This is a genomic window from Acidovorax sp. KNOB132 (assembly GCF_057541515.1).
Genome location: NZ_BAAJYT010000110.1, coordinates 1 through 11,937, shown reverse-complemented (window position 1 = coordinate 11,937; position 11,937 = coordinate 1). Strand labels below are relative to the sequence as shown.

At 66.8% G+C, this 11,937-nt stretch carries 10 protein-coding genes and 1 pseudogene; 3 read left to right on the top strand and 8 right to left on the bottom strand.

What is annotated here, in order from left to right:
• Positions 1 to 354 precede the first annotated feature (354 nt).
• From cas2 to AC27IO_RS14600, 8 genes and pseudogenes are all read right to left on the bottom strand, one after another.
• Positions 355 to 645: a CRISPR-associated endonuclease Cas2 gene (gene cas2 / locus AC27IO_RS14635; protein WP_272565093.1), complete on the bottom strand. Its 291-nt coding sequence runs from the start codon at positions 643 to 645 to the stop codon at positions 355 to 357.
• 13 nt (positions 646 to 658) lie between these two features.
• Positions 659 to 1,698: pseudogene (cas1c, locus tag AC27IO_RS14630) on the bottom strand (type I-C CRISPR-associated endonuclease Cas1c).
• Positions 1,683 to 2,153 carry a CRISPR-associated protein Cas4 gene (cas4, locus tag AC27IO_RS14625; RefSeq protein WP_498739387.1) on the bottom strand — a complete coding sequence of 157 codons (471 nt, stop codon included), beginning with the start codon at positions 2,151 to 2,153 and terminating at the stop codon, positions 1,683 to 1,685. The pseudogene cas1c and the gene cas4 overlap by 16 nt, the downstream one beginning before the upstream one ends.
• Before the next feature lie 218 nt (positions 2,154 to 2,371).
• Positions 2,372 to 3,253: a type I-C CRISPR-associated protein Cas7/Csd2 gene (gene cas7c / locus AC27IO_RS14620; protein ID WP_284393266.1), complete on the bottom strand. Its 882-nt coding sequence runs from the start codon at positions 3,251 to 3,253 to the stop codon at positions 2,372 to 2,374.
• A complete protein-coding gene (gene cas8c, locus AC27IO_RS14615) occupies positions 3,250 to 5,076 on the bottom strand; it encodes a type I-C CRISPR-associated protein Cas8c/Csd1 (RefSeq protein WP_498739385.1) in 1,827 nt (608 codons plus the stop codon). The genes cas7c and cas8c overlap by 4 nt, the downstream gene beginning before the upstream one ends.
• Positions 5,073 to 5,747, bottom strand: coding sequence for a type I-C CRISPR-associated protein Cas5c (gene cas5c, locus AC27IO_RS14610; RefSeq protein ID WP_498739383.1), 675 nt, complete (start codon positions 5,745 to 5,747; stop codon positions 5,073 to 5,075). The genes cas8c and cas5c overlap by 4 nt, the downstream gene beginning before the upstream one ends.
• An 81-nt stretch (positions 5,748 to 5,828) precedes the next feature.
• Positions 5,829 to 5,993: a hypothetical protein gene (locus AC27IO_RS14605; RefSeq protein ID WP_498739382.1), complete on the bottom strand. Its 165-nt coding sequence runs from the start codon at positions 5,991 to 5,993 to the stop codon at positions 5,829 to 5,831.
• Positions 5,994 to 6,063: 70 nt separating this feature from the next.
• On the bottom strand, positions 6,064 to 8,352 hold the full coding sequence (locus AC27IO_RS14600) for a CRISPR-associated endonuclease Cas3'' (protein ID WP_498739380.1): 2,289 nt from the start codon (positions 8,350 to 8,352) through the stop codon (positions 6,064 to 6,066).
• A gap of 248 nt (positions 8,353 to 8,600) precedes the next feature.
• Between AC27IO_RS14600 and AC27IO_RS14595 the strand changes: the two genes are divergently transcribed.
• From AC27IO_RS14595 to AC27IO_RS14585, 3 genes are all read left to right on the top strand, one after another.
• Positions 8,601 to 10,130 (top strand): DegQ family serine endoprotease, encoded by a 1,530-nt coding sequence (locus tag AC27IO_RS14595; protein WP_284429397.1) that lies wholly within the window; start codon positions 8,601 to 8,603, stop codon positions 10,128 to 10,130.
• Positions 10,131 to 10,296: 166 nt separating this feature from the next.
• Positions 10,297 to 10,956 (top strand): response regulator transcription factor, encoded by a 660-nt coding sequence (locus tag AC27IO_RS14590; RefSeq protein ID WP_272565085.1) that lies wholly within the window; start codon positions 10,297 to 10,299, stop codon positions 10,954 to 10,956.
• A partial coding sequence (locus AC27IO_RS14585) for a histidine kinase dimerization/phospho-acceptor domain-containing protein (protein WP_498739378.1) occupies positions 10,953 to 11,937 on the top strand: 985 nt, incomplete at its 3' end. The genes AC27IO_RS14590 and AC27IO_RS14585, both read left to right, overlap by 4 nt.

Below are 11,937 nucleotides of genomic sequence, written 5' to 3'. Positions count from 1 at the left end.
CCCGCATGGGGCGCGACAGCTGCCGATTTTGGTGGCTTTTTTTTTCACGGAGTTTCAACCCACGCGCCCGCATGGGGCGCGACGCCGCTGCTGGTCCATCAATCCTCCTTTGTGACCGGGTTTCAACCCACGCGCCCGCACGGGGCGCGACCGCCCATTTATAACCGCCTGTCCCCACTAGCAAAAATCCCCTCTCTCCGCGAACCCCTTCCCCCTGGCAGGCGTACCAGCGCCTCTCCCACGTGCCAGGAGAAAAATCATCGGTCAATCAAAGAGTTAGAACTCCGCGAAGCGCGATGGCCGTGCCCAGTCGCTTGGGGTTCGCAAAATGGCGCCGCCGGTGCCCAAGGCGTGTTAGAGAATGAGCGGAGCGTTCAGGTCGAGAACGGGCTTGGCCCCCACGTGTTCCACCCGGTCTTTCCATTGTTGGCCCAGGTAGTAAAACCGCAGGCTGTCCGTGGCCGGGTCGATGATCTGGACCAAGCGGTTTTTCAGGGCCACCCATTGTGCCGAGTCCACTTCGATCTCGAACACCGAGTACTGCACGCGCTGGCCAAAATCCAGGCACGCTTTGGCGATGTGCCGCAGGCGCCGGGCACCCACCTTGTCCTGCGAACGGACGTCATAGCTCACAAGCACCATCATGATCGGCGATGCCTCATTTCCAAAGGAAGGGTGGGTAGGCGTCGAGGTCGCCGCGCAAATGGCGGGCCAGCAATTGGGCCTGGATGAATGGAAACAGCCCGATGGGTGCCTTCTCTTGCAGAAAAACGTGCCGCAGCGTTTCGCGCTTGCGCTCCTGGTAGGCCGTCAGCACCGTCTTGCGCGATTCTTCGCGCAGCAGCACGGCGCCGTTGTCCATCGTCTGAAAATCGCGCTCGCCGATCTGGCGCAAGTTGATCAGCGACAGCGCCAGCCGGTCGGCCAGCAGCGGCCGAAACTCCTCCAGAAGATCCAGCGCCAAGCTGGGCCGGCCTGGCCGGTCGCGGTGCAGAAAGCCCACCGCCGGGTCCAGCCCCACGCTTTCCAGGGCCGAGCGGCAATCGTGGGTCACCAGCGTGTATAAAAAAGAGAGCAGGGCGTTGACCGCATCCAGCGGCGGCCTGCGGCTGCGCCCGGTGAACCGCATGGCGGTGCCGGGCACGCGGATGAGGTGGTCGAACACCCCGAAGTAAGCCTGCGCCGCTTCCCCTCGTATCCGCGCAGCAGGTCCACCGACGGTGTCTGGGCCAATTTACCGGCGATGCGTTCCAGACGCTGGTGGGCATGCGCCAGGGCGGCTTCGTCTCCGGCCGCCAGCTTGCTGCTGTGATCGCGCAGGGCCCGGCCCAGCACGGCGCGCTGGTTGTGCAGCTTGCCCTGCAAAAGATTGCGCACGATGCCGGCACACCCCTCGGGGTTGTCCGCGTTGCGGTACTGCGCGCGCCGCAGCAGGACGTTGCCGGACACGGGTCCTTCCACCCGTGCCAGAAACCTGCCGTTGGTCGTGAGAAAGCAGGTGCTGATGCCCTGCTCCGCGCAATAGCCCAGCAAAGGGGGCGACACCAGCACGCGGCCAAAGCACACCAGGCTTTCCAGCATGTGCACGGGCAGCCGGGCACGCACCGTTTGCTCGACTTCCATCACGATGTTCGCACCATCCTTGTGAAGCCAAGCCCCTTCGGTGGTCACATACAGGGTGTTCAGCTGTCTGCGCATGGTGGCTCCGCCTCGCTGTCTTCTTTCAGTTGTCGGGCGAGCCAGTCGTTCACGCTGCTCTTGCGGCCCAACAGTTTGGGTTGGCACAGGTCGAGCAGCGAGCAGGCATCGCAGCGCTTGGGGCTGTACTGCGCGGTGGGTGTGATGTTCGCGTCCAGCATGGCGCGTGTGGCACCGATGGTTTCCCGCGTGAGTTGGCGCAGGGCCTGATCGAACGGCACATCGGTGCGCCGGCGCGTCTCGCCATAGAACAGGGCGCCTTGCGCAATCGGCTGCTCCAGCATCGCTTCCAGGCACAGGGTCTGCGCGCACAGTTGCACTTCGTCTGCGCGATGGGCCTTGGGCCGCCCGCGTTTGTATTCCACGGGAAACGCCTGTTCGCCGTCTTCGATCTCGTGGAACTCCACCACATCTGCAATGCCGGTGATGCCCAGCCCCGGGTGCGCCAGGGGCATGGCCGTGACCGTGCGCACACCACGTCGGCGCTCGCCCCCGGGGCTTGTCGGCGCGCTCGTGCAGCACCCGCCCCTCTGCGGTGTGGCGGCTTTCCGCCCACAGCTGCTCCACATGGATGAGGGCGCACTGGCGAGGGCAATACAGGTAGTGTTGCAGTGCCGAAAGGGCAATGAAGTCCGATTCGTCCACGGCCTGCCTCCAGGCGTGCGAAGCCGCGCTAGATCAGCTCACGAACGGCCACGCCCGAAGGAATGGCCGCTCGGTCGATCTCCACGCGGTAATCCGCAAACCGGCGTGGAGCGCTGTCTGCATCGGCCTGTGCCGGTGTGATCCGGACGGCATCGAACAGCACATGCGCCGGTGCATTGCCCATGGCGCTTTCATGCTCGAACACGATCAGCTTGCGGGCCGCCATTTCGCCGCGAGCGGCCGAGCGGTCGTGTTCGAACATGTTGATGAGCGCGCGCCAGAACAGCTCCAGGTCTGCGTCGGAAAAGCCCGTGCGCTCGGCCAGCTTGGCCGAGACAAAACCGTGCGCGCGGTACAGGCCATAGGGAATGATGTGCTTTCGGCCCATGGTGCGGTTGTCGCCGCTCTGCGCCTCGGCCTCCTTCTCGGTGGTCACGGCCATGCGGGTGATCGAAATCTCCAGCGGCACCACGGGGTCGATGGAGGTGGCGAACGCCATCTGCACCGGCCCGCGCACCTGGCCCGCGTTGACACCCGTGGTCATCACCGCGCCGAAGGTGCGCACGTCGAAGAAGTTGTTGCACATCCATTGCGTGATGGCGCGTGCTTTCTCTTCTTCCTTGGGCAGTTTCTTGTCTTCGGGTTTCAGCGACTGGGCATCGTAGGCTTTGCGGTGCTGGTTGTTGAGCACGGCCTTTTCCTGCATGTAGATGGCATAGCGCTCGTCGGTTGGTTTGTCCAGGCTGACGAAGTTGCGGATCTTGCGCTTCAGGCACACGTCGGTCACCAGGCCCCGGTTGGTCTCGGGGTCCAGGCGCGGCAGGTTGCCGGCGTCTGGATCGCCATTGGGGTTGCCGTTGGTGATGTCGAAAAGGTAGACGAACTCGTAGCGGTGGGCAATGGCGGTCATGCGGGGGCTCCCTCGGTGTTGTCGGTGTTGGAATCTGCGGTGTCTTGTTCGGCCTCCGTGCCGCCTTTGGTGAAACGGCTTTGGGACTGGTGGTAGTACCCGATGGCGAAGCGGCCCTGGTCCTCGATGCGCAAGCTGCGCGGAAACTGCTCCCCCAGGCCATCGACGATTTCGCGGATGTCCTTTTCCAGGTTCACGGCCAGGCCCGGCTTGTCCTTGCGCAGCTTGCCCAGGTGGTTCTGCGTATTGCGCAGCAGCACTGGAAAGACGGATGCCGGCGTGGCCGATGCCGCGCCGTAATACCGGTCGCGGATGGTGGCATTGACTTGGCCGCCGAGCGCGCTGCGCTGCACCGCTTCCAGCACCGCGAACAGGCGGCCCAGCCGGTAGCCTGGGTTTTCGGATTGCTTGTCGAGACTCACGGGAACCTCCTCCTTGTGGATGTGTGTGTGGATGCCCAGCCGCTTCTCCCGGGCCAGGATGCCTTTGCAGATCGCCGCGCGCAGGCCTGACAGGTTGCCGTCCGAGCGGATGCGCATGAGGGTGTTGGCCAGCAGGCTGCGCGGATAGGGCCGGCCGCTGAGCACCGAGCGCATGAATTCGCCGGCCAGGTTGTTGAAGGCATCGTCCATCTTGGGCATGGCGCCTTCGCGGTTCGGTACCGTCGCAAGGAGGACGCGGCGCGCGGCCGGCGCGGTCTTCCAGGGCACGGGTTCGATCCGAAAGTCCTGCGCATGCTCTGCCAGGCGCTGGGCGAATAGGCCCAGCGTGCCCGTCTCCCAGAAGCGGATGGAGATGCGCGAGGCGTTCGGAGCCAGCCCCAGCACGAACATGCGCGTGCCGTCCTGCAGCTTTGGATTCAGTTCGCTCAAGGGGCGTCCCTTCGCGATCTGCTCCAGCACCTCACGCACCCGCGCCGCTTCCTGGGAGTCGTCCGGCGGCGCGTTGAGCAGCGACTCGAATGTCAGTTCGGCTTCCTGCGCCTGATCGGCATCGTCCGCCTCCGCCCAAAACACCACGCTCGCATCGCCGATCTGGATGCGCTGGCGGTTGTGCTCGCCGCGCCGCAGCAGGTGGTTGAGCACGGTGGTATAGGCAAAGGCGGCCTGCTCGGAAACGGGCGCGTTCTCGCCCTGGCTCTTGCCATACGACGTGAACGACTCCAGGTTGAACGACACGATGGATGCGCCAGAGCTTTGCGCACCGTTCACGCCCTTGATGCCCGGGTGCAGACGCGCCACTGGCAGTTGCTCGCCGGTCACCAGGCAGTGGGCCAGCGCGTGGGGCGCCGCATCTTCACTGCCCAGCAACCGTGCGCGCACCGTTTGCGCGGCGGGGCGCTCGTGCAGGTAGGTGCGCTCGCCGTCCAGGCGAAAGACGACGTTGGCGTCCAGCATCTCCGGCGTGAAGGGGGCCTCGGCAAAGCGCTCATGCGTCCAGCTGGACAGAAAGCCCAGCAGCGCCTTGAGTCCCGCATCCTCCGTGCCTGCCAGGCTTTCCTGGTGCAGCGCCTTGAAGGCTTCGTGCTCCTTGTCCGCACGCTTGCTCGTGGCGCTGGCGCCCAGCACATAGCTGGTCTTGTCCCAAAGAAAGTTCGACTTGATGCCCACAGTGCGCTTTTCGGGCTGCGGCACGTTCATCGGGCGCGGCAGCGGCTTTTTCCCGGAGGTGTCGCGGATGTCGTTCACATCCACCACGCGCCCATCGGGTGCCAGCAGAATCTCGTAGCTGATCTTCTCGGGGCTGTAGCCGAAAGGCGAGAGCCCCTCTTCGCCGCGCGCCAGCAGGCGCTGGTAGTAGGTGTTGAGGGCCTGCAGGATCATGCCTTGACCTCTTCGCTGTGCCAGGGCGGCACCTCGATCACGCCGTCCGCCATCTGCGCGCGGAAGAAGCGGGGCGACATGCCCCGGTCGAAATCGATGTCGTGCAGCGTCCAGCCCAGGTCGCGCGCCTCCTGAAGGCTTTCGTGCTTCTCGGGGATGGGGTCGCCGTCTTCGATCAGCTGGAAGTTCGCCGGAAACTCCCGCACGCCCATGCAGGGCTGCTGAAAGCACTGCCCCTTGCGCGCGCGGCGGTTGAAGATGTCCAGGTGCTTGCCGACCGAGTCCTCGGCGCCGGCCTTGGGAGTCAGATCGAAGTGCGCTTCGATCACATAGGCCACGTCGCGCAGGATGGTGGCAGCGCGCTGTTGCCGGTCTTCATCGACGTAATTCGCCAGCCCCGCGGTGTCGCCGGCCTTCATGGCCTTGGTCACGCTGGCGGGGGAGAGCTTGCCGCCCACTTCGTTGCGCCGAATGGATTCGAAGCGGATGGGATTCAGCACATGGATGCGGTCGACGTGCCATCGGATCGCCGGCTTCCAGTGGATCGCATCGAGGATGCCGCGCGCGGCGGAAGGGGTGATAACGTCGTAGCTCACCCGTTCCACCTTCATCTCGGGGCGGGTAAAGCAGGCGCGATCGCCCCAGATCAGTAAACGTATTCCAAATGCCATTGAGCTCCCTCCAAATAGGCACCCTAGGGGCGAGCCCCCAGGGTGTCCCTGCTTTACAGCACTCAATGCACAACTTAGGTTTCAACCCACGCCCACAAGAAGTCGCTCGACTATTCGCCAAAATGCCGATGAGCCAATTAACGCTATGCAGACGACAAGCCACGGCAACAGTGCATTGCGACGCCGAAGCTCCAATTCAAGCTTCAATTTGAAGTCCGATTTGGGCTCTTTTGATGGATCGTCCATGCCAAGCTCCTGCTGTTGTGACGGAGCGAAGCATATCCGATATTTAGTTCCTAAGGTGTAGTTGAGTTGCTTAGATGATTGTGTTGATCGTTTTTATGAATGTTGGGTCATCGCACGACAGGCCGAACTGTGCGTCGTAGATATCAAGATTTTCCAATCGCATGAATTGATCTCCCCACTTCTCCGGTGCCACAGGCAGCACAGCTTTTGCCGTGTACAAAGCATCGAAGCCCTGGCGGGGCAGTTGCACCAGATAGGGCTGCAGCTTGCGCGCGAGGCCGACGCTGCCTTCGGCGTGCTCCAGTTCGCGCAGAAAGCCTTTGGCATCGTCGTCATACGGCACGATCACCGGCATCTGCACGCTGTCGATCATGCGGAATTTCGTGGCCAGCGTTTCCATGGGAAGGCTGTCGATGCGGCTTTCGCGCAGCAGGCCCATGAGGTCGGGCTTGTCGAGCGCATCGCCTCCCTTTTGCCAATACAACAGGGCGAAGTAGCGGCCAATGGCCTCGGGCGACAAAGGGTCGCCTGCGTTCTGACGCAGCACTTCGCGGGCGGCCTGGGCGTATTGCTTCAGTTCAGGTGGCGGGGCCCAGTCTTCGTTGGCGTTGGCAAACACCCGCACGTCGCTGGCGTCCAGGGGCCTGCCGCCTTCGCGGTTGCAGCGGCCTGCCGCCTGGGCGATGGAGTCCAGGCCCGCTTCGGCGCGCAGCACGGTAGGGAAATCGACATCCACGCCGGCTTCGATCAAGCTCGTGCTCACCACCCGGCACGGCTCACCATCCTTGAGCATCTGCCGCACCTCGGCCAGCACGGCGCTGCGGTGTTTGGCGCACATCAGCGTGGTCAGGTGGCGTGCGCCGGGCAGATCGGCCATGGCCTGGTACACGGCCCTCGCATGGCGGCGGTTGTTGACGATGCACAGCACCTGTTCGCGCGAGCGCATCTCGGTGGCCAGCGCCTCGTCGCTCAGCGTGCCCACATGCCGCACCCGCACGCGTTCGAGCTGGCGGAACAGCCTGTCCGGCTCGGGTGCCAGCTCGCGCACGCCCGTGAGCCCGCCCTCGAACGCCGGCGCCTCCAGGGCGGGCTGCGTGGCCGTGCACAGCACCACGCTCGTGCGGTAGTTGCGGGCCAGCTCATCAATGGCGGCCACGCAGGGCCGCAGCAACTGCAGCGGCATGGTCTGCGCCTCGTCCAGGATCACCACGCTGCCCGCGATGTGGTGCAGCTTGCGGCACTGCGAGGGCTTGGCCGCGAACAGGCTTTCGAAGAACTGCACGGCGGTGGTGACGACGATGGGAGCATCCCAGTTCTCCATGGCAAGGCGCAGCTTCTGGACCGACTGGTACTTCTCGGGGTCATTGCGCGGGGGCGGCTGTTCCACGAAGGCGCTGTGGTGCTCCAGCACGGCAGCCTCGCCCAGCGGGCCCAGTGCCTTGCGGAACACGGCGGCGTTCTGCTCGACGATGCTGGTGAACGGGATCACGAAGATCACGCGCTGCAGCCCGTGGCGAATGGCGTGGTCAAGCGCGAACGCCAGCGATGCCAGCGTCTTGCCGCCCCCCGTGGGCACCGTGAGCGAAAACAATCCTGGCTCCTGCTCCGCCTGGCCCCGCACATGGCGCAGGATGTCGGCACGCAGGCGGTTCACGCCGCTATCGGCCTGGAACTGGCCCAGGAAGTGGTCGAGTTGCTCGCGCAGCGCCACGAGCGTGGGCGGCGCGCCGCCGCCACGGCGCAGGTCGGGGCGTTTTTCAGCGAGGTGGTAGAACGCCTCGGTATCGAGGAAGTCGGCATCCACCAGGCACGAGAACAGCATGCGGGCGAGAAACGCCAGCTGGAACGGATACCGGTCCTTGGCCTGCTGGCGGCCCTGGCCGCTGTAGGGCTTGAAGCCCGCAGGCACCCCGAGGCGAGCGGGCAAGGGGATATCCTGTTCCCAGGCGGGGTGCAGCGCCGGTAGGTCGGACGACAGCCGGTCAGCCAGGGCCGTGCGCTCGCCCTCGCCCTGCCCATTGGCCAACCCCGCATGGTGGCCGGCAATGCCGTAGGCCAGCAGTTGCCCCATGTCCCCCAGGCGCTCCTGCGCGATGCGTGCCCCCCAGGTGGAGTGGTCCACACGCAGCGGACTGCCGCGCAGCCTTTCCTGAAAGGGCTCGGTGTACTTGCCCAGGTCGTGCAGATGCCCGATCACCCGGGCCAGCGCCTCACCGCCGAAAACAGCCGCGAATTCTCCGGCCCCTCGGCCCACGGCGTGCAGATGGTCCGGCAGGGGCTGCCAGCCTTCCCGGTCCGCGCTGCCGGTGGAATGCGCATAAAAGCGCGGCGTGCCAGTGCCTTGCTCTGGGTCGTTCAATGGTTTGTCCTCCCTTTGGATCGGTGGCCGCAGTCCTTTATGGATGAGCTGTCGGCGGTGGCATTGTGGCGGTTGTGTGTGGCGGGCTGCCTGCGGGATTTCCCTTTGGTGCGCCTTCTCGGTCACGTCCAACGACTGAACTGCGCCGCAACCGGGCCTGCATCGCCAGCCCCCGGATGCCCCTAAGCCACACCTAAGTCTCGTTGCCCAAACTGCCCCCCATGCAACGACCCAACGAAAGGATTGCCATGAACTCCGTTCTATCGACCCCCCGCCGCCTGACCCTGGCCCTGCTCACTGCCGGCGCCATCGGGGCCACCGGCGCGGGGCTGGTGACCAACATGCATTCCAGCCGCGCCGCCATGCCGCCCGCCGCGGTGCAGCCGGCGGCCATGCCGTCCACGGGCGGCGTGACGGCGCCGGACTTTGCGCAGATCACCGCGCGCAACGGTCCGGCGGTGGTCAACATCAGCGTGAGCGGAACCACCAAGACGTCCATGACCGATTCGGACGACGACGATGACGAGACCGCGGCCCACCCGCGCAGCGGCGCGCAGGGCATCGACCCCAACGATCCGATGTTCGAGTTCTTCCGCCGTTTCGGCATGGTGCCGCCGGGCCTGCAGGCCCCCGGCCGCCAGCGCGAGGTGCCCACGCGGGGCGAGGGATCGGGCTTCATCGTGAGCGCCGATGGCGTGATCCTCACCAACGCCCACGTGGTCAAGGGTGCCAACATGGTCACCGTGAAGCTGACCGACCGGCGCGAGTTCCGGGCCAAGGTGCTGGGCTCCGACCCCAAGACCGACATCGCGGTGCTCAAGATCGACGCGAAGGACCTGCCCGTGGTGCAGCTGGGCAGCACGCGCAACCTGGCGGTGGGCGAGTGGGTGCTGGCCATCGGTTCGCCCTTCGGCTTCGAAAACAGCGTGACGGCCGGCGTGGTGAGCGCCAAGGGGCGCTCGCTGCCCGACGACAGCTACGTGCCCTTCATCCAGACCGACGTGGCGGTGAACCCCGGCAACTCGGGCGGCCCGCTGTTCAATGCGCGCGGCGAGGTGGTGGGCATCAATTCGCAGATCTACAGCCGCTCGGGCGGCTACCAGGGCGTGTCGTTCTCCATCCCGATCGAGGTGGCCGCCAAGGTCAAGGACCAGATCCTGGCCACGGGCAAGGCCAGCCACGCGCGCCTGGGCGTGTCGGTGCAGGAGGTGAACCAGGCCTTTGCCGATTCGTTCCAGCTCGACAAGCCCGAAGGGGCGCTGGTGGCCGGCGTGGAAGAGGGCGGCCCGGCCGACAAGGCGGGCCTGAAGTCGGGCGACGTGATCCGCAGCGTGAACGGGCAGCCCATCGTGGCCTCGGGCGACCTTCCGGCCATCGTGGGCCAGGCGGCGCCCGGCACGCAGGCGCGGCTGGAGGTGTGGCGCCATGGCAAGCGCGAGGAGTTCACCGCCACGCTGGGCGATGCGAGCGAGAAGGCCACCAAGATCGCCAGTTCGGAAAAGTCGAGCGGCAAGGGCCGGCTGGGCCTGGCGCTGCGGCCCTTGCAGCCGCAGGAGCGCCGCGATGCCGGCGTGGACGGCGGCCTGCTGGTGGAGGATGCCCGTGGCCCCGCCGCCCTGGCCGGCGTGCAGCCCGGCGACGTGCTGCTGGCCATCAACGGCACGCCGGCGCGGGGCGTGGAGCAGGTGCGCGAGGCGATGGCCAAGGCGGGCAAGTCGGTGGCTCTCCTGATCCAGCGCGACGGCGACAAGATCTTCGTGCCGGTGCCGCTGGGCTGAAGCCCCGTCCTGCGCGGCGGCATTGGGCCAGCCGCTATGCTTGGCGGCCATGGACGCCGCCGCCTGTTCGCAACCCCCACGCACCCGCGCCGCTGGCGCTGCGATTGCCGCAGCCGCCGCCGGCGCGGTGGCGTTTGAGACCTGAAAAGAAGAGGAGGGCCGCCCCATGCGCCTGCTGCTCGTGGAAGACGACACCATGATCGGAGAGGCCGTGCACGATCTGCTGCGCGCCGAGCATTACGCGGTGGACTGGGTGCGCGACGGCGAGATGGCCGACACCGCCCTGCGCACGCAGACCTACGACCTCGTGCTGCTGGACCTGGGCCTGCCCCGGCGCGACGGCCTGGCGGTGCTGCGCGACCTGCGCGCGCGCAAGGACCGCACCCCGGTGCTGGTGGCCACCGCGCGCGATGCGCTGGCCCAGCGCGTGGAGGGGCTGGACGCCGGCGCCGACGACTACGTGCTCAAGCCCTACGAACTCGATGAACTGCTGGCCCGCATCCGCGCCCTCACGCGGCGCGCGGCCGGGCGGGCCGAGCCGGCCTACGAGCACAAGGGCGTGCGGATTTTGCCGGCCACGCGCGAAGTGACGGTGAACGGCGCGCCCGTGGTGCTGTCGGCGCGCGAATGGGCGGTGCTGGAGCCGCTGCTGGCGCGCCCGGGCATGGTGCTGTCGCGCACCCAGCTCGAAGAAAAGCTCTACGGCTGGAAGGACGAGATCAGCAGCAACGCCGTGGAGGTGTATGTGCACGGCCTGCGCAAGAAGCTGGGCGCCGAACTGGTGCTGAACGTGCGCGGCGTGGGCTACATGGTGCCCAAGGCATGACGCCGCCCGCCGCCCAGGACCCGCCCCACAGCCAGCCCCCGGGCCCCGGCGGGCCGGCGCCGCGCACGGGCGCACCGGCGCATTCGCTGCGCGCGCGGCTGCTGTGGTTCCTGCTGGCGGCGATCGTGTGCACGGCGCTGCTGCAGATCCTCCTGTCGTACCGCTCGGCGCTGTCCGAGGCCGACGAGATCTTCGACTACCACATGGAGCAGATGGCGATGGCCCTGCGGCCCGGCCTGCCGGAGGTGCCGGCCAACGCGCCCGGACCGCTGGTGCACGACGACGAGAACTACGAGTTCGTCGTGCAGGTCTGGTCGGCCGAAGGATTGCGCGTGTTCGAGTCCGCCGTGGGCGCTGCCCTGCCGCAGCGCGCGGTGCTGGGCTTTTCCAAGGTGAAGGCGCACGGCACCACCTACCGCGTGTTTTCGGTGCAGACGCGCTCCCAGGTCATTCAGGTGGCGCAGGACATGGCCGTGCGCAAGGCGATGGCGCGCGACCTGGCCCTGCGCACGGCCGGGCCCATCGCGCTCATGGCGCCGCTGCTGGCGCTGGCCGTGTGGTGGGTGGTGAGCGGCTCGCTCGCGCCGGTGGAGCGCGTGCGCCGCGAGGTGGCGCAGCGCCAGGCGGACGACCTCTCGCCCGTCGACGGCGATGCGCTGCCCGCCGAGGTGCAGCCGCTGGTGGACGAGCTGAACCTGCTGTTCGCGCGGGTGCAGCGGGCTTTCGAGGCGCAGCAGCACTTCGTGGCCGATGCGGCGCACGAGCTGCGCTCGCCCCTGGCCGCGCTCAAGCTGCAGGCACAGGGGGCTGCTGCGCGCGCCCGAGCCGAGGCCGCGGGCGTGGCCGTGGCCCGGCTGTCGGCCGGCATCGACCGGGCCACGCGGCTGGTGGAGCAGCTGCTGGCCCTGGCGCGGCAGGAATCCAGCGTGGCCGCCGGGGCCCCCGCACAGCCCGTGGTGCTGGCCGACCTGGCGCTGCAGG